Source organism: Bacillus sp. FSL M7-1020 (genome assembly GCF_038050415.1).
GTDB lineage: Bacteria > Bacillota > Bacilli > Bacillales > Bacillaceae_G > Bacillus_A > Bacillus_A toyonensis.
This window is the reverse complement of record NZ_JBBOTW010000002.1, coordinates 72,762-94,136: the sequence shown is the minus strand read 5'-3', so window position 1 is coordinate 94,136 and position 21,375 is coordinate 72,762. Positions and strand designations below refer to the sequence as shown.

Here is a 21,375-nt window from a genome sequence, read left to right as displayed (position 1 = left end):
AAATATCCGATTGTTGTCGAATGTACTTATAATTTAAGTTATCTGTACGGTATATGTCATCAATCTAATGTGAAATTAATTTAAATTTATTGAAATTATACACAAATATGTTGATATGATTCTACTAGAAAAATGTAGAGCTTTATTTAGTTCATTTTCTAACACTCCGTTTAATTCTTTAATAATACTTTAAGTAATCATGGAACCTAGTTCAGCACCTATTACTATTTTTTTTTTGATAATACTCCTTCTTGGTACTATTCTAAGTATTTTTCGGCTAGGTATGAGGGATATGATGAAATAGGAGGACCAATCTTAAAGTGGGATAAATTGCTCTTTGAAATTGGTATACAGTTCTTTAATAAATAAAGTTTTTGTAAAATGTCTTTATCTATTGGATGAAGCATGTGATTTGTCATAATGAAATAATTGTGATGATAAATAAATACTTTTCCTTCTGGGAGAATCGTTTGATTGGATAGATTCGGATGAATAGGTGGTCCATCTGAAAATTGATCTAAACTATTTTGTGAAACTTTAATGATTTCTTGAACTGTAAATTTAAACTTGCGAAATGCTATCGTGTTAATGAAAGGACGTTTTTGATTATTTTCTATATAAAATAACTCTTTTATTTCGTTTTGTACAACCCGTAAATTTGGAATTAATTCTGTAAGGGTTATGGGGGGACCTTCTGTATATTTGTAGATAAATGGATCGGGGATTAAGACAATTTCATTTTGATTATATTTGAAGTAGGAAAGCATGTCTTTCGAAATGAGCCTACGTTTAAAATTATCAATTAAAAATACTTCACTTTGTGAATTACTAAATAAAATGCCATTTAAATCTTTTGAAGGGAGGTTAGCATATAGGTTTTGGAAGGAGAAAGGTGTTTTAAAAGTAATATCAAGCACTTTGCTAATGGGATAAAAAGGTTGGAATGTATTTAGACGTTTCCAAAACATTGCATCTCCAGCATACCAATATAAAGGATTTGTATCCCAGAATTCACAGTACTTTTCATAGATTTTTAATAATATTCTTCTAGTATGCATAACTGAACAGTGGTCTACAACATTAGCAGCTGTATATAAAATTTTCGAAGCTTCTCTCACAAATTCATTTATAGGTTGTAGGTTATAATCAACATATTTTACGGATTGAGAAGAATACACCACATCAATTTCAGGATGTTTTTCTAAGAAAGATAACATTTCAGCTAATCTATTTGGAAGGTATATAGTATCATCTGTTAAATAGCAAATATAGTCCCCACGGGTTAATAGAAGTGCCTCATTGATAAGTGTTGCATATCTTGTGGTTTTATATCTTTCATTATTTTGTATAAAACTATTCTTATAAGTAATTCGAGGATCATTTAGATAATTTTTTATGACATTTATGGTTTCTTGACAGGAATTGTCATCCATAATAAAAAGTTCCCATTCTTTATAAGTTTGCATTAGAACACTTTCAATGACTTGATTAATTAATGATGGCTTATTATAACTAGTAAGGATAATTGATATTTTGGGTTGCAAAGTCCTCACCTCTCTTGAGAATATAGGATGTGTTTTATCTAGTGAAATCTAAAAATTAAAGCTTTATCGACACTTTTTTATACTTAAATAGTTTATTACTTTTTCATAGATATGGTATGGACTATAGTGGAGTGAAAAAAGATACATAGGTGAATATAAATACTGCTATTAATTTTAATAAATAAAGAAGCCTTTTTTAAAATTATCGGAACGGATTGTCCTTTCTGTTTATATAATAACGTAACTGTTTTTGTATTTGTTGATAAGGAGGAGAGGGGTATTTGCCTAAAATTTCAGTTATAATGACAAGTTACAATAAGCCTGCGTTTGTTGGAAAATCGATATTAAGTGTATTAAACCAAACTTTTCAAGACTTCGAGCTTTTTATAATGGATGATGATTCAGATGAAATGACCCAGAAGGTGATTCAACCATTCATAAATAAGGAAAATGTACATTTTTATAAAAGTAATGTAGCCCATATTTCTGAACGGACAAAAAGAGTCAGATATGCTGCTTTAATTAATGAGGCACTTAAGCATGCGAAAGGGGAATATATAACTTATATTACAGATGATAATCAATATGAAGAAGAACGCCTTAAAAAGATGTCTAGTTATCTTGATGAGAATGAAGATGTTCAAATTATTTACTCTGCATCAAAAACGATTCATATAGATGAATCAGATATGCCCACTAAAACGGTTGAAAGACCTGCAAAAAAAATTACGAATAATGCTCCGTGTACCATTGATCATTGTTCTATTATGCATAGAGCCTCTGTTTTACCAATTCTTGAAAAAAGGTGGAATTCTTACTGGGATGAAGATCCACAGTTTTATCGGATAGGAGATGCACGCTTCTTTTGGAGGTTAAATCACTATTGGGATTTTTATCCCTTAGATGAAGTTTTAGATATTAATTATATTACTCCTCATTCAATACATGCGCAGTTATTTGCCGAAGAAAAAAATGAATTTGTACAACTATTACCACCACAAAGAACATGTAAAGAATTAAGAGAAGACTTAAGAAGAAAAAGAGGGTGAAATATTGAGTGACATTTATTTGAAAAATTACTGGTTATTAAATCTAGAATATATAAATATTTTTTCAGAGTTAAAGCATTATAACATTCCTTTACCATTACTAAGTAATTTTTATCAATATTTAGATGAAGATATAAAAAATAAAATGAAAGATCATAATTTTTACAAGCAACTGTCAATTGAGCCCATAGAGGAAACACAGTTACAGTTAGAGTTTGAAAAAATAATTTCTGTATTTCAATCAAAAATAAAAAGAAAAAATCAAAATGGAGCAATCCTCCTAAATTCAGATTATCTCCGTTTTTCAGTAAGTAACTTTACCCACTTTAATCCAAATCAAACAAAGATACTAACAAGATCAAAAAAGACAGAACTTTACGGTCTTCCTACAATTTGTGCACCAGATTATATAAATAAAGCCTCTAATACCGCACATGTTTTCATAGAAAAAGCTAAAGAACTCTTTTTAAAGTTTAATAAACACCCACTATTATCAAACATGTTTTTTCAAAAAAAATTACTCAGCGACCTCCCTATCATGATTGAGAAACTTAATATGACCCATTTTATTTTTAAAGAACAAGATATTTCTGGTGTGATTGTTGGTACTACGGAAGATATAACAAGTAGAGCTCTTACTTTTCTCTCTAAAAGTGAGGGGATACCAAGTTATTGTCTTCAGCATGGTGCAATAATGGGAGAGGAAGCATACTTTCCGGTTTTTGCAACAAAGCAGGTCGTATATGGAAAATATGAGCAAGATTGGTACCTTCAAAAAGGGGGCTGTGAATCTCAAATTGAGATAATAGGGCACCCCAGATATGATGAAATCTTCAATAGAGTATATGTGGATAAAAAAACTATTTTTAATAAATTAAAAATAGACCCCTCTACAAAAGTGGTTTTTATTGCAACCCAGCCATTTAAAACTTCATTTTATATTGAACTAACAGAAAAGTTAGTGAAAGACAAAAATATTACGGTTATTATAAAGCCTCACCCTTGGGAAAAAGGGCGTAACCTAGTAGGAGAATATATTAGGTTAAGTAACGTATATCCTAATGTTAAATATATAACAAATGAAGTGAACATGTATGATGTTATTTTACATGCAAATCTTGTGGTTATCTCGAATTCAACAGTAGGGTTAGAGGCAATGTTATTAGATATACCTGTAGTTGTTTATAAATCTTTATTAGAGGAAAGGGATTATAAATATTACGATACATTAGATTGGCTTGTAAATCATTCTATGGAAGATATGATTAGCACGATTAAAAAAGTTCTAAATGATTCTTTACAATCAAATCTAGCGAAAGAATTAAGAAGAAAATTTATTACTGAAAACTATCCGCAAGAAGCATGCACGAAAAGATTGATAAAATTAATTCAAAGTGAAAAAGATTAAACTAATCACCACTTACTAATGTTTGAAGTAAAGGATTACTAAAGCAACATCATTTCCTCAGTTTTCTATGATTAATATGTATCATAAATGTGCAATGGAAAAGTATGTTTAAATATCCTTCAAGCTAGTTTATCTTTCGACAAATGGCTTGCCTATGGAACTACACACAATTTGAAGAGAGGTTTTTCTTAGCTAAAAGTAATTTCAATATGAGGAGGTATATATGTTCATGTTTTTTAAAGATAAAAACGTTTTAATTATTGGTGGAACAGGAACAATTGGAAAAAGTATTCTTTCTAATGTTCTACAGGAAAAGCCAAAAGTGGTAAGGATTTTTAGTAGAAGTGAATATAATCAATTTTTATTACAAGAAGAATTCAGGGATAAGAGTCAAAATATTCGTTATTTAATTGGAGATGTTCGCAATTATGATCGAGTGTTTAGTGCGATGGAAAATATTGATTATGTGTTTCATGTGGCCGCAATGAAGCATGTTTCTTTTTGTGAATATAATCCGTTTGAAGCAGTTTTGACCAATATTTTTGGAACACAAAATGTAATAAAAGCGGCAATTGCTCAGAAAGTAAAAAAGGTGATTTTTACAAGTTCTGATAAAGCAATTTCACCAACAAATAATTACGGTGCAACAAAATTGACTGCTGAAAGATTGATTACATCAGCGGAATATTCAAAAGGTTCAAGTGAAACGATATTTGCCAGTGTTCGTTTCGGAAATGTTATGGGGTCAAGAGGTTCTGTTATTCCCTTATTTGAAAAACAAATTAAAGAAAACCAAAAAATAACTGTAACGGATCTTAGTATGAGTAGATTTATGATGACACTGAACCAAGCAACTATGTTAACAATTGAAGCAATGAAAATAGCAAAGGGTGGTGAAACTTTTATATTAAAAATGCCAGTTATTTCATTAAACCATTTAAGTGAAGTGATGATAGAAGAAGTCACAAAGTTATATGGGTTGCCCAAGGAGACTATTAAAATTGAAGAAATCGGGTTAAAACCTGGTGAAAAAATGTATGAAGAACTTATGACACATGATGAATCTTTACAGGCTTTTGAATTACCAGAAATGTTTATCATTCCTAGCCCATTAAAAAAGGATACTCAATATGAAAATGCAAAAAGGGCGAAGGCAGGGTTTTACCGTTCTGATCATCAAAATGCAATTGCAAAAGAAGAACTTAGAAATTTAATATTAAACCAGCAACTACTAACTGGAGGAGAGAAACTATGAAAATATTAGTAACTGGTGGTGCGGGTTTTATTGGTAGATGGGTTGTAAAGAGATTATTGCAGGATAAGCATGAAGTATGGATAATGGACAACTTAGCAAATTCAACTACTGCAAATATTACCGAGTTTGCACACGATCTAAATTTAAAGCAATGCATTCAAGGAGATATAAAAGACAAAAAATTAGTTGCTCAATTATTTGAAAATAATTCATTTGACCTTTGTTATCATTTAGCAGCGAGTATTAATGTTCAAGATAGTATAGATGATGCTAGAACAACCTTTGAAAATGATACAATAGGTACTTTTAATTTGTTAGAACAATGTCTTAAGTATCATGTCAAAATGGTCTTTATGAGTACTTGTATGGTATATGATAAAGCTATTAATATACAAGGGATAACAGAATTAGACTCGATTAAACCAGCTTCTCCATATGCTGGATCAAAAATTGCTGCTGAAAACATGGTTTTATCTTACTATTATGCTTATAAGCTACCTGTTGTGGTTATTCGCCCATTTAATACGTATGGCCCATTCCAGAAAACAGGTGGTGAAGGTGGGGTTGTTGCTATTTTTATAAATAATAAATTAGATAATGTACCACTAAATATTTATGGGGATGGAAAACAAACAAGAGACCTTTTATACGTTGAAGATTGTGCAGATTTTGTTGTGGCAGCAGGATACTCTGCAAAAGCAAATGGTCATATTATCAATGCTGGAACAGGACAAGATATATCTATAAATAAATTAGCAGAATTGATTTTAGGAAATAAAGTAAGTATTCAACATGTAACTCATATCCATCCACAAAGTGAAATTCAAAAATTATTATGTAACTATGAAAAGGCAAAAATAATATTAAACTGGGAGCCGAAAGTTTCTTTAGAAGATGGAGTTATTAAAACAGAAGAGTGGATCAAATCTCTAAAAATTGCCCCTAAGGAGAAAGAGTGATGTTAAGGGAAATTCTCGCTATGCACGGAGGAAAGCCTGTTAGAGAAAAATATTTACCATATGGTCAGCAACAAATTGATGAATGTGACATTAAAGCTGTTGTAGACGTATTAAAAGGGGACTTTTTAACAACAGGACCAATGGTTCAGCAGTTTGAGGGAGCTATAGCGAAATATGCGGGAGCAAAATACGCTGTTTCCTTTTCAAATGGTACAGCTGCATTGCATGCTGCCTGCTATGCAGCTGGCATAACTGATGGAGATGAGGTAATTACAACTCCAATGACATTTGTAGCAAGTGCAAATTGTATTTTATATCAGGGGGGAAAGCCAGTATTCGCCGATATTGACAATGAAACATATAACATTAGTCCTAAATCTATAGAGGAAAAGATTACTAACAAAACAAAAGCCATTATTCCCGTACACTTTACTGGACAGCCTGTAGAATTAAATGCAATACAAAAAATAGCAAAAGAAAATAATTTGATTATCATTGAAGATGCAGCCCACGCATTAGGAGCCACATATAAAAATAAAAAGATTGGTTCTATTGGTGATATGACAATGTTTAGTTTCCATCCGGTGAAACACATTACTACCGGAGAGGGTGGAGTAATTACCACAAATAATCCTCTGTTTTATGAAAGACTTGTTCAATTCCGTACACATGGAATTGAAAGGAATCCTCAAAAACTTCTCGAAAATCATGGGCCTTGGTATTATGAAATGCAATTCTTAGGTTACAACTACAGATTAACGGATATACAAGCTGCTCTTGGTTTATCACAGTTAAGTAAATTAGATTCTTTTATTAATATTCGAAAGAAATATGTAGACATCTATAATAAAGAATTTAGTTGTTTATCTGAAATCATCATACCAAAGCAATTGCCACAAACCGATTCAAGTTGGCACCTTTATATTCTGCGTTTAAATACTAAATTATTAAAATGTAATCGAAAAGAAATTTATGAGGCATTACAAAAAGAAAATATCGGTGTGAATGTGCACTATATACCCGTGCATTTACAACCGTTTTATCAAAAGTTAGGATATGAAAAAGGTATTTGTCCGCAAGCAGAAAACGTATATGAGGAAATTATTACGCTACCTCTATTTCCTAAAATGACGGAAGCTGATGTGTGGGATGTAATAAAAGCAGTAAGAAAAGTTCTTTCGTTTTATAGAGTTGCTAAAAATTAAATGAAAGGGGTGTTATTAAAATTGCAAAACCAAAAATTATTAAGAGCAGTTATAAAAGTTGATATTAGAAAAGGAGAGATTATTACAGCTAATAAAGTAACTATGGAATTAGATGTTGTAGAAAATGCGCTGAACGAGCTTGAAGTAGAGGAATTATTACCTCAGGTAGCTCTATATAATTTGTCTGCAGGTACCCCATTAACAAAAGAGGTTATTGAACCTCCAAAGGTAGCAATAATTGTACTTTGCCGGTTAAAATCTACTAGGTTACCTTTAAAGGCAATATTGCCAATACACGGAGTTCCTTCCATTGAACGCTGTCTTATAAATACATTAACTATTCCAGGAAAACACCAGGTCATACTTGCTACTTCAGATATTGAACAAGATGATCCTTTGGAAAAATTTGATTTAGATGGAAAAGTTAAGATTTTTAGAGGTGATCCAGAAAATACCGCTGATCGTATGTTCCAAGCTGCAAAACAAGAAAATGCAAACATTGTCATACGGATTACCGGGGATTGTCCCGCTGTGTCACCAGAAATTAATAATTTTTTACTAGATGAACATCTGAAAAGCGGTGCAGATTATACACAGGCAGAGTTAAGTACGTTACCTGTCGGAACAGCAGGCGATGTTTTTACATTAGAGGCAATCGAACGACTACTACAAACCCCAAAACCTTTAACCTATGCAGAATACCTTCCGTTTTATTTTATTAATAATCCACATTTATTTCGGGTCAATATAGTGAAACTCCCTCCATCATTTTGTTACCCTACTTGGAGGTTAACATTAGACGAAAAACCAGATTTAGATATGTTCAATGAACTTTATAAAAGTTTGAATGTAAAATCTAAACCTTTATTTTTTCATCAAATAAAAGATTACATCCTTCGAAATCCTGAAATTATTCAAATTAATAGTCATGTGAAATTGAAATGGGCAAATCAACAGTCATTAGTAGATGAGCTAAATAAAGAAACAAAATTATAAATGAATAAATTGTAGTGCTTTTAGTGAGGAGGGAGTATCTTGCTTGAGAAAAAAATTGCCTTTCGCGCCGACGCATCTATTGAAATAGGTACTGGTCATATTATGCGTTGTTTAACACTGGCCAATGAATTACGGAATAAAGGTGCTCAAGTTTATTTCATATGTCGTAAGCTGCAAGGTGACTTGTATCAATATATTTTAAATAAAGGATTTCATGTGTTTTTATTAGATGCAGATGGTGAAAATACGAATTTCTTAAGTACAGTACACGGGAGTTATTTAAACTGGTTAAAACATCATTGGTTTGTTGATGCAAAACAGACCAATGATATCTTGTCACAACTTCCCAACTTTGATTGGTTAATTGTTGATCATTATGGATTAGATAATAAGTGGGAGTCTGCTTTAAGAAAAAACACAAGGAAAATAATGGTAATAGATGATCTTGCCAATCGAATGCACGATTGTGATTTGTTACTAGACCAAAATTTATACGATAACCTTAATGGTCGCTATAAAGATTTAATACCAGAGCATTCATTAGTAAAACTGGGACCTAAATATGCTATATTACGGCCAGAATTTCATGCCGCTAATAAATTTTCACGAAAAAGAACAGGAGAAATTGAAAGGATTTTTATTTTTTTTGGAGGACATGATGTAACAAATGAGACATTAAAAACGTTAAGAGCCTTACAAAATATAAATAAAGATAACTTAAAAATAGACGTTGTCGTAGGAAGCCAAAATCCGCATAAAGAGGAGATTCAAACTTATTGCAAGAGTGTTTCTAACGCTTCATTTTATTGTCAAATAGAGAACATAGAAGAGTTTCTCGTACGAGCCGATTTAGGGATAGGAGCTGGGGGTACAACCACATGGGAACGCTGCTTTCTTGGATTACCTTCTATAACAATTACAACTGCCGATAATCAAATTGAAGTAACCAAGGCTGTAGCGAAGGCTGGAGCTACATGGAATATTGGTACAGCTGAAAGTGTATCGGATAAAACAATTACGAAATGTCTAAACAAATTTTTATCAGATTCTAAAATAGTGAAAGAAATGTCTAATAAAGCTCTTTCTATACAGTGTGCCAGTAATTCAAAGGAAATAGAAAAAATTATTTTAGGAGGATAGTATGTTAGGTATTGGGGATTTTCAATTGGAAAGTTTAGAAAAGAAAGATTTAGAACTTATTTTAAAGTGGCGGAATACAAAAGAAATACGATCAGTTATGTATGACGACCATCAAATTACAATAGACGAGCATGTAAAATGGTATGAAAAACTAATAATAGATGATACAAAGGTTGCAAGATTATTAACATATAAAGAAAAACCAATTGGATTTGTTAATTTTACAAAAATAGATGAAATGAATCAGACGTGTTATTGGGGATTTTATATAGGTGAAAAACAAAGCGCAAAACGTGCTGGAACTGTATTAGGTTTATTAGCATTAGACTATATTTTTGAAACGAAAGACATACACAAAGTGTGCGCAGAAATAATAGAATCAAACCGTATTAGTTTAAACTTTCATCAGAAACTTGGGTTCCAAGAAGATGGAAGATATGAAAACTATATTTATAGGAATAATGATTATATTGATGTTATTATAATGACCCTGTCTCATGAACAATGGATGGAAAAGAAAGAAGCTATAAAAAAAGAACTTGAAGGTGAAAAAATTGAGTAATGTATATATCGGAGGTAGAGAGATTGGCAATAGCTTGCCACCATTTATTATTGCAGAAATGTCAGGGAATCATAATCAATCATTAGATAGGGCGTTGCAAATTGTAGAGGCAGCTGCGGAGGCTGGGGCACAAGGTTTTAAAATTCAAACATATACACCAGATACAATGACTTTAAATATAGAAAATGGTGATTTTTTAATTCACGATACAAAAAGCTTATGGAAAGGTAAATCACTTTATAATTTATATAAAGAAGCTTATACACCATGGGAGTGGCATAAACCAATTTTTGATCGCTGTATAGAGTTAGGAATGATACCATTTAGTACGCCATTTGATGAAACAGCTGTAGACTTTCTGGAGACATTAAATGTTTCTTGTTATAAAATCGCATCTTTTGAAAATACTGATATTCCTCTCATACGTAAAGTAGCCGCAACAGGAAAACCAATAATCATTTCGACTGGTATGGCTTCGATTGCTGAACTAGATGAAACAGTAAGAGCTGCGAGAGAAGCGGGGTGTAAAGAATTAATTCTATTAAAATGTACAAGTACGTATCCTGCATCTCCAAAATCTACAAATATAGTTACCATACCTCATATGAAGGAGTTATTTAAATGTGAGGTAGGTTTATCTGATCATACACTGGGAGTAGGTGTATCTGTAGCGAGTGTTGCTTTGGGAGCCACAGTAATTGAGAAACATTTAACGCTCTCAAGATCGGATGGAGGAGTTGACGCTAAATTCTCAATGGAACCAGCTGAATTTAAATTATTAGTAAGCGAAACTGAAAAAGCATGGGAATCTTTGGGGAATGTATATTATGGCCCTACTGATATAGAAAAAGATTCTTTAAAATTTAGAAGATCATTATATATAGTAGAAAACATAAAAGCGGGAGAAGTCTTTACAAATGAAAATGTTAAAGCCATTAGACCAGGGAATGGCTTATTACCAAAACACTTATCCAAATTTATCGGAAAGAAAGCGAGTAAGGATATTAAAAAAGGAACACCTATTTCGTGGGATTTAATTTGATACTGAGAAAATTAAAGTGTTTATAGAGAGACTTATAACAAAAATATTTTAGTAGAGAATAAATTTCAAAGGCCCTGTTTTTAGACAGGGCCTTTGAAAAGGGCATGACAGTTAACAACTGAAGGTACCTTTATATTACCATTACTTGAATGCTGATACCATATTTTGGATGTTGAGAAATAAAAAAGGAAATCGTAGTGAATTGCCATTTAATAAAACAGAGCAACTTCAAACATTATGTATTCGAAGTCTTACAATAAGTGTAAATAAACGAGCAACTAGCAAAATCTAACTGCTCGTTCTAAAAGTGACAATCTAGATGCATAAATATAGTATGGATAAGAAAAAGGCTAACCATTCAAGTAAGTAGATCGAACGGAGGGGAACCGTATCGTATGAATCAATTGTCATTTTTTGAGGACATCGATGAAAAGGAAATGCATAGTCTTGTGGTGAAGGAGCTGAAAAACTATAAGGCATTGTGCGTTCGGATGAAAAATCAAGAAGAACAGGCTCAAGCGGGGGCATCGTTCTTTTTCCTAAAATAAAAGATGATAAGAATCATGTGATATGTTTCAAACAAATTGAACGGACATTGCAAAATGCGTTTGATAAAGATCAGCAGCAGATTATTGAATTGAAGTATTTGGGGAATGAGAAAATCAAAGATTCCTATGTTTATAACTGGTTGATGATGAGGCGCGATAATTTCTATGAAAATAAAAAAAGTACTATTTGGTTGATAGTTACAGCTTTGGGGATTATATAAAAAAAGACACTATAAGAGTGTCTTTTTTAAAATTTTACTCTATGTTAACTTTGGGAAAGGAATGCTAGAGTATTAGTTTAGCGTTACCATTATTTTATTTAGTAACTTGTGTTGATCCAGCTGGATAATAGTGTCCATTTTTTGCTTGAACATAGCCGTAAATTGTTGTATCTTCTTTTATTTCTGGATACTTCCATAATGGTAAGCTAGCTTTAGTATAATTAAGTTTTGAACTGCTTGATTTTGTATTTACATAATGAAAGTATGAAGGTGATTCTTCTGATCCAAATGGATGATCCGCATCAAAAGACCATAACACTTTTTTGTAGAACTGTGTATTAAAGGGGTTTTCCAAATTATAAATTTCAAGTTGAATATTTTTCCCTACAATTTTAGCGCTAGTCCGAGCATTAATGTTTTCTTGTAAGTTGTTGATTTGTAACTGGGGACTAGAAATGTTTATGAATTGCTTTGAATTTAAAGATGACTCGTGCTCTGCAGCGCTGGCAGTTGTTGTATTAAATAAATTTAAACCACTTAATCCAATTGCGCCTGCTAAGGCCATTCCCGCACACTTTTTTATTTTTCCCATTCTATAAAGCCTCCCTATGTTTTTTTAGGAATATATCTTTCCCTTACGCTTTCCAGTCTATATTTGACATAATGAAGTGTAAATACGTTTGTTTAGACAAAATTATACAATTATTTTAAATAATGTATAATAATTCGTCGTTCAAAGAGTTGTCAAAATTTAAAAGTGTTTCCTTAGGGAAAGAAACGAATAGTTTATGCAAGGTTTGTATATTAATTTATTGTTGAAATATTCAAAAACGAGTTGATAAAGGTATTTGAAATGATTTTTCGAAAAATGAATGATTAAGTGAAATGATTTTTTATGCAAGTGGAGGGTGAAATCAGATTTTAGAAGAGTTGGATTTTAAAAAATAAATTTTATATTAGTGAAAATGAAATTCTAGTATTTTATACTATTGATATAGATAGTATATGATGTGGTTGTTCTAATTTAGATGTTGTATTGTCTCCTTGCCCCGATTGTTGGTCGGGCTTTTTTAATTCTATTAAAAATAGTAATAGTTTGTCCAAACTATTCTAATCTACCTTACATAGTATGTAGTAATAAATTAAAAGGAAGAATCTAGTATGTCTTATTACTACAGTGATCATTGTAAGGATTACAAAAAGAAATATCATGATTGTCATAGAGGCAGTAAGAGTTATGAAAAATGTGATGAAAAACCTTGGTTTAATGTAAAAGTTAATTGTTGTTTTGATGATAACGGATACAATCTTGTAAGAGCATCTGCTTTTAGAGCTGTGAGCACAGTTAATCAGAATGCGCCAGCAAATACATTTGTTAAAGTTTTATTCCAAAATGAACAATTTGATTTAGCAAATGAATATAACCCTGCAACATCCATTTTTTTACAAAAGACAAGAGGCGTTTACTCTGTTATTGGAACAATTGCGTTCATTCCCAATAATCTAAACGCAAACTATAGAGCGCGGGTAGAAATTCGAGTTAATGGAAATCCGGCAATTGCAATAGATAATGATTTTTTTGGTCCAATAAACTTTGCTAATGTTGTAGCGGTTTCATCAATAATTCAATTGAATGCAGGGGATGTAGTTGAGGTTTTTGCACAAAGTAGCGTAGCTGGAGTTATTTCAAATGTAGAAAATAGTACGCATTTTGAAGCTGCAAGATTCCCGTCTCCACAAGAATAAGTGATCGTCAATAATTTTATCTAAGAACAATCCCTAATTTATATTTGACCTGCGTTAATGCAGGTCTTTTTTTTCGATAAAAAGAGGGATGATTATAGATGTTAGTGTGAATTTACACCGTTTTTTAATTATCTATGGGCATTATCTGTAGAACGAATAGATTAATTTAAAAAGATCCCCTTGTGCACCTATATGCAGAAGGGAATCTTTTTAAATTAATGAAGGTGTGATTGTAAAATAGTCGTTATAAAATGGATTCTCTCATGAAAAGTGTGCTGTGTAATCACTTTTGTGTGAATTTTTTCGACCATTAATCTTTTTGAAATCGTATCATCTAGATGATGGGATATTTTATTTAAACAGTCTTCAAAGCTGTTATAGGATATAATTTCATCTTTATTGAAGAAAGATGAAAGGTCAGATTTTTCTTCAATAATTTGAAAGCCTTGGCAAGCGGCAATATCAAAGGTACGGTTATTAATGGTATTATTTTTTACTTTATTATTATTTTTATTTTGTGGAAATAGATGACTACGATGAGGATTTAAAATAAGACTAGCGTTATTATAATAGAGTGCAACTTCTTGAGGTGGAACCCATTCTTCTATAATCTTAATTCTTCCGTGATTCTTCCATTTTTTTAATAACTTATTTCTCCAGTGTTGACCAATAATAGTATAGTGATAAGGGGTTTTTTCCAAAAGAAAATGTATCAATTTTACTCGGAGTGGATAAGGATATCCAATAAACAATATTTCACTTTTATATTCTGGAATTTTTAGATTAGGTTTAAATACATCTATATTAGTTGCTAAAGGTAAGTGATACACATTGGTATATCCTAAGGCTGTGTAATATTTAAGTGCTTCACTGTCAATAGTAAATATAAAATCGAAGTTATTTAATAGGAGAAGAGAGGTATCTATATAAAATGGATCCTCAGTTAACCAGACAGCTAATTTAATTTTTCTTTTTTTAAAATATTGGATTGCTTTTTGTGGTAGATGATTACCTAATAAGGTGAAAACAATATCGGGATGAAACGTTGTTGTAATGAAATCCAATTGCTGTATTAATTCACTCGGCTCTACTGCTAACCATTCGAAATTTTGATCGATAAGTGTTCCCTGTATGCTTTGATCTAAATATTGATAGATTTTTGAGTAACCAGAAGTAATGTATAAGAGTTTCATATTTCAATCCCTGCTTTAGGTTTAAAATATATTATGAGAAAAATGTAACACTTTCTATTTCTTTACAACTAATCTTAGTAATACTTGTGGTAGGAGGAGTAACTGAATTTTCCTCTTCTAATGTGACGATACAAGTATTAGGATTAAAATTTGTAAAAATAGCAGGTCCAATAATATTTCCAGATTTACCAGTCACAGTAACGACTTCGCCTGGTTGTAAATTTTTAAAAATACTACATACTCCACCTGAACAACCAAATAAATTGCATAAGAACAAATTTATCCCTCCTTTAAACAATATACTATATCATATGAAAGTTTGTAGAACGATGTGTAGACAAGTAACCTTTAGAAGAGAAAAAATTTAAATTAAAGCAATTTATTGAAATAATAGATACATTAGAATGGAGAACTTTAGGGCATACAGATTAGATTTTTCATGAAAAAAAACATTCATTAGATTGTCTTAAATATGGATTAAGCTAGAACCATATGAATCATTTTAAGGAGTGGTTAAAGTCACACTTTCTATATCCTCACAACTTATGAATATAGTATTGGTAGAAGAGGGGGTAATCACATCTTCTTCAACTAAAATCACCGCACAAGTATTTGGAATAAATTGAGAAAAAGTAGCAGGACCAATAATTTGGCCTGATCTAGTAGTAACTGTAACAATTGTTCCCACTGGCCATATAGAGAATATAACACAAGCTAAACCTTCACATGCTGCCATATTAAACCCTCCTAACTCTAAGTTATAATAATGTATTAAACTCCAAACATTTTATAGTGTATGTGGTTGAAATATGAAGTGCTTGGACTAATAGAAATCACTTTCTGGTTTTATCCCTTCATGATCAATATGATAATTATCAAATATTAAGATACAAAAGTTTAAAAGATAAAAAATGGTAAGGAGATATATGAAAGAGATATTGTATGATCTAGTGATCAGCTATTGCAAGATTCAATTGATATGGATCGGAATTATGAGGTAGGAGATAACAAGTACATGGAGCTATACTGAATGGTATTTGAGTAGGATGAGATACAAGTCTTAAGTTTTTAGTAGTATCGATGGAAATCTAGAGTAATTTGAAAACAAAAAAAGAACACAGATCAGTGCTCTTAGAAAGTAGACAATATGGTTTTTGGATTAGTATATAATATCATATGCTCGTTTCGTTTAAATGTGTAAACAAAATTAAAGAATAAAGCACATATATTTGACACTCTCACGGCCAAAGCCACAAGCTGACTAACTTCAGTGGGATTCTTGCTACCAAAGGCGAAGTCTATTTCTAGTATCGCTCACGTGTAAGATTGCGGTGTGCCATCACCACTCCGTATCCAGTGCATATAGCAGACACGGCACTCGTTCTATTACCAAACGTGAGTTCTCAATTGTGTTTTAGCATCTTGTGCTTGACGATTCAATACATTTTACGGAGTAGAAGAATTTGTTACTCCAACCTCATATGTATTCTGTTTTCAGAGAACAAGATTGTTTTAGAGACTTTTACTTGTCTATTATGAAAATTATACTATTTCTAATATGCGATGTGCAGAACGTACCTTCGGTATTTTATCTGTACATCGCATTTAACCTCACTCTCATCCCACCCCTAAAGTGGTTGCTATTGCACCGTAGTGGACTTTCCCATTCGGAAAATCAGTGCTATTGGAATAAGTTTGTTTTTGTCCGTCCCCTGAAAAGGAGGATGGACAAACCATACCAAAGGAACTTGCATTTCATTATCTTTAGAAATTTAACTTTTAATAAAGTGACATATTATACAGGATAACATTGGAAAATGTAAAGTTTGTAGTGTTTGAAACAAATTAAAGAAGTAACATAAGAGATTTACGCATATAGTAATTTCAATGGGTAATATTAACAAAATATTCATTTAAATCAGAAAAAATAATAGTGTTTATAACTTATAATATTGTTACTACGATGAAATAAGGCTAACAATGAGTTAATTTAAAAATTAATTTCAGACAGGAGGAGGATAATGAAGACCAGAGATAGTTATAAAATTATTGTGATTGGTGCTGGGACTGCAGGACTATCATCTACTGCACATTTATTACGAAATGTCCCCCTATTGAAAGAAAGTATAGCGATTATTGATTCGTCAAAAAAACATTACTTTCAGCCACTATGGAGTTTAGTGGGGGGAGGCATTGTTTCAAAGGAAAGTACGATGCGTGATCAAGAATCGCTTATTCCAAAAGGAGCAACGTGGATTCCTAAAAGTGTTGTTAAGTTATTTCCGACTGAAAATAAGATACTTTTAGATGATGGACTGCTGCTTAAGTATGAAATTCTTATTGTAGCAGCCGGTATACAAATTAATTGGGAAGGTATTAAAGGCTTAAAAGAGTCTATTGGGAATAATGGGATTTGTAGTAATTACTCTTATAAATATGTTGATTCAACTTGGAGAGAAATTGAAAAATTTAAAGGAAGAAATGCGATTTTTACCCATCCAAATACTCCTATTAAATGCGGTGGCGCTCCACAAAAGATTATGTATTTAGCAGAAGAGTATTTTTGTAATAGCGGTGTTAGAAACAGAAGTAAAGTAATGTTTTATTCTGCGAACGCTAACATATTTCAGGTGCCACGTTATGCAGATACATTAGAACAAGTACTAGAAAGAAAGCAAATTATAACGAATTATAATAAAAACTTAGTTGAAATTATCGCTGAAAAGAGAGAAGCAATTTTTGAAGATACGCAAACAATGGAAAAAGAAACAGTACCATATAGTATGATACATGTTGTTCCACCAATGGGGCCACCTAACTTTATTAAAGAAAGTGAGATAAGTAATCATCAGGGGTGGGTAGATATAAGTCCTTATACTTTGCAGCATGTACAATATAAGAATATTTTTGGACTTGGAGATTGTACCAATTTACCTACATCTAAAACTGGAGCGGCAATTCGAAAACAAATACCTGTCTTAAAACAAAATATTTTGGACGTACTTAATGGCAGAGACTTGCAGGCTAATTATGATGGGTATACATCCTGTCCGATTGTTACAGGATATAAAAGTCTTATACTCGCTGAATTTAACTATGAACATGAGCCTCAAGAAACGTTTCCGTTTAATCAAGCGAAAGAACGGTATAGTATGTTTTTACTTAAAAGATATATGTTGCCCTATATGTATTGGAATTTAATGTTGAAAGGGATTCTATAAGGAAAGATAGAGAGTTGTTGGAAAAACCGAGAAGTAATTTGAAATAAGTTTTTGGAGGGAATAGCTATGCTTTTAAAATATTTTTATGATGAAAAATTAGCTCATGCTTCCTATTTAGTTGGTTGTCAGAAGGAAGGCGTAGCAATTGTTATTGATCCTGGCCGCTATATAGAACAATATATAGAATTTGCTAAAAAAGAGAGGATGGAAATAATTGCTGCGGCTGAGACTCACATTCATGCAGATTTTCTTTCTGGGTCTAGAGAGCTTTCCCTTCTTTTTAATGTAAATTTATATGTATCAGATGAAGGAGATAGTGATTGGAAATATCAATATCTTAACGAGGGCGGATACAATTTAGTTAGAGAGGGCACAGAGTTTAAGATTGGTCATATAAAATTCAATGGCATTCATACCCCAGGGCATACGCCTGAGAGTATCTCTTTTTTAGTAACTGATACAAGTCAAAATAATTTTACGAATGATAAACCGATAGGAATATTCACAGGTGATTTTATATTTGTAGGAGATATAGGAAGACCTGATTTATTAGAAACAGCTGTCGGTATTAAAGATGCTGCACAAATAGGAGCGAAACAATTATTTGATTCTATACAAAAAATAAAAATACTCCCCGATTATTTGCAAATATGGCCATCACATGGTGCAGGAAGTGCCTGTGGAAAAGCATTAGGAGCAATTCCAACTTCTACATTAGGTTATGAAAAGATGTTTAATTGGGCGTTTCAGTGTAATGATGAAGATAATTTTGTATCGAATTTATTGACTGAACAACCAGAGCCCCCAAAGTATTTCCCATTAATGAAGAATTTAAATAAGTATGGTCCACCAACTCGTAAGAAGGGAAAGAATACTGTTATTTATACAATAGAAGAACTTCAAGAAGTGATGAGGGATGTTCAGCAAATAGTTGATATAAGGGATGTAGAGTGTTTTGCCGCTGGCCACATCGAGAAGTCAATTAACATACCTTATAACAATTCTTTCACAACTTGGTGTGGGGGAATATTAGATTATAAAAAAGAAACTTTAATAATTTTAGATACGGAAAAGGTTAAAGTGGAGGAAGTTATTAGAGACTTTGAGTCCATTGGCTTTGATAATATTATTGCTTTTGCACCTTCAAAGGTAATTCAAGGATTCCAAAGTTTAGAGATTTATAAGGAAAAAACATCAAATGAATTATATCCGTTAATAAAAGATGAAAGTGTAAAGGTTATCGATGTGCGTAGTAAAAAAGAGTGGGATGAAGGACATCTTCATGATGCAATACATATCACTTTAGGTAATCTACTTGAACGGCTAGATGATGTACCGAAAAATTGTCCAATAGTTTTACAATGTCGAACGGGGTTACGTTCCGCTATAGCAGCTAGTATTTTACAAAGAGCTGGTATAAAGGAAGTAGTTAATCTAAAGGGAGGATTTCTTGCGTGGAAAAAGTCGGGATTACCATACGAGAATTAATTTTTTTATAAACTAGTTTTTTAATCCTGCAACTAAATAAACGAGATATTATGAAATTATTAAGTCTTATAATATAGATAGTATACAGTTAGGATATAAAAAAAATCTAGTTCGATAGGTAGAAATTGCATCGCCTATTTCTAGCTATTAAACTAAAAGTGGGAGATGCTTATTTTATTTAAAGAAATATTTTAGAATGAATTAATAACATTAGATTTAATTAATTTATCCAGATGAAAATCCCTAGCGTAACCTCGCTAGGGATTTTCATTTGGATAAACTAGTGTATTTGTGAACTTAGAGTAGAAAAACTATTAAACCATTATAAGTTGTTATTGATACATACATAATGAACAAAGGGATTTATCTTTAAATGAATCAGTATTTCTCAATAACAACAGCTGTATATTTTATTTACATTTATTGTATGTGAAGCGTATGCTAGATTTAGTTGTAATAAATGGAAGGGAGCTGTATTTTTGAAAAGAAAAGTTTTTTCATCAGTTTTGCTAACGTCACTTTTGTTTTTAGGAGTAACTGATTCAGGAGGGGTAGATGCTTCTACGATTACACAGGTAAAATATAACCAAGGCGGGGCAAAGTACATATATACAAATGCACCTGAAGTTGTATACGATAATCCAAATATGGGATCGAACTTTGACGCTGGTAAGTATGCTTACTACACAAACGAAAGAAAATTAGAAGCAAATCAAGAATATAGTGCTGAATTTTTTAATCGAAATTATACTGGGGCTACATTGAAATTTGGATATGCTATACACAATGAAGATCGTATACCACAAACTATAAGAATTAAAAATAGCGCTGTAAATGCGGCATACCCGGTTAGCCCTGACGGTTCTTGGGACATAATGGGGATTACATCTAGTACTATAGTTAAATATGGAAATAGTAGCAATGATCAAGCTATTACTATTCCAGCAGGTGGCCATGTATTTATATTAGAGAAAGAGGTAGAAGACACTTTTGCAGTTAATGGGAAAATTAAATTCATTCCGAATACAAAATTAACACTACGTCAATTTGTTTCAAAGAAAAAACCAGATGGACAGTTCCCTAGCCCTTCAGAAATCTTTGATTCCATAAAAACACCGCAGGTTAAAAATTATAATAAAAATACTTCAACTGCTAATTATAATTACGATGAAAGGTATGCTGTTATTGATAATGCGACAACAAGTAGCTTTTATGTAGGTTCAAAAACAAGTAAAGCCTATCCTCAATCCCGTGTTGGTATTAATGAATACGAAGCACCTATATGGCATCTAGGAAATTCTAACCCAACTCTTGAAGGGAATTATGGAATTGTTTACGATTTTCAATTTAAAAATGCGGCAGGAAAGAAAATTAGAATTAAACCTGAAATTATTTCAGAAAATGATAAGCCATCTGATCCAGAGAAATTTCCGCCACTAGCATTTTTTTCACAAGTAACTTATTGGACTTCAGGAACTTGGAAAAGTACTAATAAATTAACAAAACCCGATCAATATCATTATATAACTATTCCAGCAGACCAACATGTAAAATTCATTTTACCAAGTGGTAATAATGGTAATAATCTTTTTGAAATCATTGAATAATGATTTGGGATTAAGAGTAAATAAGAAGGTGGAGCATATTGTTGATGCCCTTTTGTCACAAAGGTGTAGGAGAATAAAAAATCGTCAGTCGCTGTTTAAAAGCACTGACGATTTTTTTGTATAGTCTCATAGTTATAGTTAAGTGTTTAAGGTTATATAAATTTCTTTTGAGTGTAAAATCAAAGGAGCGT

Annotated in this window: 19 protein-coding genes and 1 pseudogene; 15 read left to right on the top strand and 5 right to left on the bottom strand. The window is 31.8% G+C overall.

Annotated features, from left to right (window positions below; all coding sequences use genetic code 11):
• Positions 1 to 257: 257 nt before the first annotated feature.
• Entirely contained in the window at positions 258 to 1,544 is a 1,287-nt protein-coding gene (locus MHB70_RS27100; RefSeq protein ID WP_061530384.1) for a glycosyltransferase family 2 protein, read from the bottom strand.
• A 281-nt stretch (positions 1,545 to 1,825) separates the two neighbouring features.
• On the opposite strand from MHB70_RS27100, the gene MHB70_RS27095 reads away from it, so the two are divergent.
• The 10 genes from MHB70_RS27095 (at position 1,826) to MHB70_RS27050 (ending at position 11,929) form a co-directional block, all read left to right on the top strand.
• Positions 1,826 to 2,593, top strand: a complete 768-nt coding sequence (locus MHB70_RS27095; protein ID WP_061530385.1) for a glycosyltransferase family 2 protein — start codon at positions 1,826 to 1,828, stop codon at positions 2,591 to 2,593.
• Positions 2,594 to 2,597: 4 nt separating this feature from the next.
• Positions 2,598 to 4,001, top strand: coding sequence for a CDP-glycerol glycerophosphotransferase family protein (locus MHB70_RS27090; RefSeq protein WP_061530386.1), 1,404 nt, complete (start codon positions 2,598 to 2,600; stop codon positions 3,999 to 4,001).
• 229 nt (positions 4,002 to 4,230) lie between these two features.
• The gene (locus tag MHB70_RS27085; RefSeq protein ID WP_061530455.1) at positions 4,231 to 5,256 is read left to right on the top strand and encodes an SDR family NAD(P)-dependent oxidoreductase; all 1,026 of its coding nucleotides are present in this window, start codon (positions 4,231 to 4,233) and stop codon (positions 5,254 to 5,256) included.
• Entirely contained in the window at positions 5,253 to 6,215 is a 963-nt protein-coding gene (locus MHB70_RS27080) for a dTDP-glucose 4,6-dehydratase (protein WP_061530387.1), read from the top strand. Before MHB70_RS27085 ends, MHB70_RS27080 begins: the two co-directional genes overlap by 4 nt.
• Positions 6,215 to 7,420, top strand: coding sequence for a UDP-4-amino-4,6-dideoxy-N-acetyl-beta-L-altrosamine transaminase (pseC, locus tag MHB70_RS27075; protein WP_061530388.1), 1,206 nt, complete (start codon positions 6,215 to 6,217; stop codon positions 7,418 to 7,420). Before MHB70_RS27080 ends, pseC begins: the two co-directional genes overlap by 1 nt.
• Positions 7,421 to 8,416, top strand: coding sequence for a glycosyltransferase family protein (locus MHB70_RS27070; protein ID WP_061530389.1), 996 nt, complete (start codon positions 7,421 to 7,423; stop codon positions 8,414 to 8,416). It abuts the gene before it with no gap.
• Positions 8,417 to 8,455: 39 nt separating this feature from the next.
• Positions 8,456 to 9,556, top strand: coding sequence for a UDP-2,4-diacetamido-2,4,6-trideoxy-beta-L-altropyranose hydrolase (gene pseG, locus MHB70_RS27065; RefSeq protein ID WP_061530390.1), 1,101 nt, complete (start codon positions 8,456 to 8,458; stop codon positions 9,554 to 9,556).
• Between the two features lies 1 nt (position 9,557).
• Positions 9,558 to 10,118, top strand: a complete 561-nt coding sequence (gene pseH / locus MHB70_RS27060) for a UDP-4-amino-4,6-dideoxy-N-acetyl-beta-L-altrosamine N-acetyltransferase (RefSeq protein WP_061530391.1) — start codon at positions 9,558 to 9,560, stop codon at positions 10,116 to 10,118.
• Positions 10,111 to 11,160: a pseudaminic acid synthase gene (gene pseI, locus MHB70_RS27055; RefSeq protein ID WP_061530392.1), complete on the top strand. Its 1,050-nt coding sequence runs from the start codon at positions 10,111 to 10,113 to the stop codon at positions 11,158 to 11,160. Before pseH ends, pseI begins: the two co-directional genes overlap by 8 nt.
• A gap of 481 nt (positions 11,161 to 11,641) precedes the next feature.
• On the top strand, positions 11,642 to 11,929 hold the full coding sequence (locus MHB70_RS27050) for an ArpU family transcriptional regulator (RefSeq protein ID WP_230306536.1): 288 nt from the start codon (positions 11,642 to 11,644) through the stop codon (positions 11,927 to 11,929).
• Positions 11,930 to 12,023: 94 nt separating this feature from the next.
• Here MHB70_RS27050 and MHB70_RS27045 read toward each other — a convergent pair whose 3' ends face one another.
• A complete protein-coding gene (locus MHB70_RS27045) occupies positions 12,024 to 12,521 on the bottom strand; it encodes a hypothetical protein (RefSeq protein WP_061530394.1) in 498 nt (165 codons plus the stop codon).
• 569 nt (positions 12,522 to 13,090) lie between these two features.
• Between MHB70_RS27045 and MHB70_RS27040 the strand changes: the two genes are divergently transcribed.
• Positions 13,091 to 13,675, top strand: a complete 585-nt coding sequence (locus MHB70_RS27040; protein ID WP_061530395.1) for an ABC transporter permease — start codon at positions 13,091 to 13,093, stop codon at positions 13,673 to 13,675.
• Between the two features lie 215 nt (positions 13,676 to 13,890).
• On the opposite strand, the gene MHB70_RS27035 is transcribed toward MHB70_RS27040, so the two are convergent.
• The 3 genes from MHB70_RS27035 to MHB70_RS27025 all read right to left on the bottom strand — a co-directional run bounded on the left by MHB70_RS27035 (position 13,891) and on the right by MHB70_RS27025 (position 15,604).
• Positions 13,891 to 14,868, bottom strand: coding sequence for a CgeB family protein (locus MHB70_RS27035; RefSeq protein ID WP_061530396.1), 978 nt, complete (start codon positions 14,866 to 14,868; stop codon positions 13,891 to 13,893).
• A gap of 31 nt (positions 14,869 to 14,899) precedes the next feature.
• The gene (locus tag MHB70_RS27030) at positions 14,900 to 15,145 is read right to left on the bottom strand and encodes a hypothetical protein (RefSeq protein ID WP_000477969.1); all 246 of its coding nucleotides are present in this window, start codon (positions 15,143 to 15,145) and stop codon (positions 14,900 to 14,902) included.
• 225 nt (positions 15,146 to 15,370) lie between these two features.
• Complete coding sequence (locus MHB70_RS27025) at positions 15,371 to 15,604, bottom strand: hypothetical protein (protein ID WP_000718494.1); 234 nt, start codon at positions 15,602 to 15,604, stop codon at positions 15,371 to 15,373.
• A 1,285-nt stretch (positions 15,605 to 16,889) separates the two neighbouring features.
• On the opposite strand from MHB70_RS27025, the gene MHB70_RS27020 reads away from it, so the two are divergent.
• The 4 genes and pseudogenes from MHB70_RS27020 (at position 16,890) to MHB70_RS27010 (ending at position 21,184) form a co-directional block, all read left to right on the top strand.
• Positions 16,890 to 18,089: an NAD(P)/FAD-dependent oxidoreductase gene (locus tag MHB70_RS27020; RefSeq protein ID WP_061530397.1), complete on the top strand. Its 1,200-nt coding sequence runs from the start codon at positions 16,890 to 16,892 to the stop codon at positions 18,087 to 18,089.
• Positions 18,090 to 18,155: 66 nt separating this feature from the next.
• Positions 18,156 to 19,577 (top strand): MBL fold metallo-hydrolase, encoded by a 1,422-nt coding sequence (locus tag MHB70_RS27015; RefSeq protein ID WP_061530398.1) that lies wholly within the window; start codon positions 18,156 to 18,158, stop codon positions 19,575 to 19,577.
• A 40-nt stretch (positions 19,578 to 19,617) separates the two neighbouring features.
• A pseudogene (locus MHB70_RS31210) lies at positions 19,618 to 19,695 on the top strand (SdrD B-like domain-containing protein); the annotation flags it as partial.
• Positions 19,696 to 20,056: 361 nt separating this feature from the next.
• On the top strand, positions 20,057 to 21,184 hold the full coding sequence (locus tag MHB70_RS27010) for a hypothetical protein (protein WP_061530399.1): 1,128 nt from the start codon (positions 20,057 to 20,059) through the stop codon (positions 21,182 to 21,184).
• The last annotated feature ends 191 nt before the right edge of the window (positions 21,185 to 21,375 follow it).

Coding starts and splice junctions, on each gene's coding strand:
- MHB70_RS27020 (WP_061530397.1), top strand. CDS start 16,890: ATGAAGACCAGAGATAGTTATAAAATTATTGTGATTGGTGCTGGGACT.
- MHB70_RS27070 (WP_061530389.1), top strand. CDS start 7,421: ATGAAAGGGGTGTTATTAAAATTGCAAAACCAAAAATTATTAAGAGCA.
- MHB70_RS27025 (WP_000718494.1), bottom strand. CDS start 15,604: ATGGCAGCATGTGAAGGTTTAGCTTGTGTTATATTCTCTATATGGCCA.
- pseH (WP_061530391.1), top strand. CDS start 9,558: ATGTTAGGTATTGGGGATTTTCAATTGGAAAGTTTAGAAAAGAAAGAT.
- MHB70_RS27015 (WP_061530398.1), top strand. CDS start 18,156: ATGCTTTTAAAATATTTTTATGATGAAAAATTAGCTCATGCTTCCTAT.
- pseC (WP_061530388.1), top strand. CDS start 6,215: ATGTTAAGGGAAATTCTCGCTATGCACGGAGGAAAGCCTGTTAGAGAA.
- MHB70_RS27080 (WP_061530387.1), top strand. CDS start 5,253: ATGAAAATATTAGTAACTGGTGGTGCGGGTTTTATTGGTAGATGGGTT.
- MHB70_RS27040 (WP_061530395.1), top strand. CDS start 13,091: ATGTCTTATTACTACAGTGATCATTGTAAGGATTACAAAAAGAAATAT.
- MHB70_RS27035 (WP_061530396.1), bottom strand. CDS start 14,868: ATGAAACTCTTATACATTACTTCTGGTTACTCAAAAATCTATCAATAT.
- MHB70_RS27085 (WP_061530455.1), top strand. CDS start 4,231: ATGTTTTTTAAAGATAAAAACGTTTTAATTATTGGTGGAACAGGAACA.
- MHB70_RS27045 (WP_061530394.1), bottom strand. CDS start 12,521: ATGGGAAAAATAAAAAAGTGTGCGGGAATGGCCTTAGCAGGCGCAATT.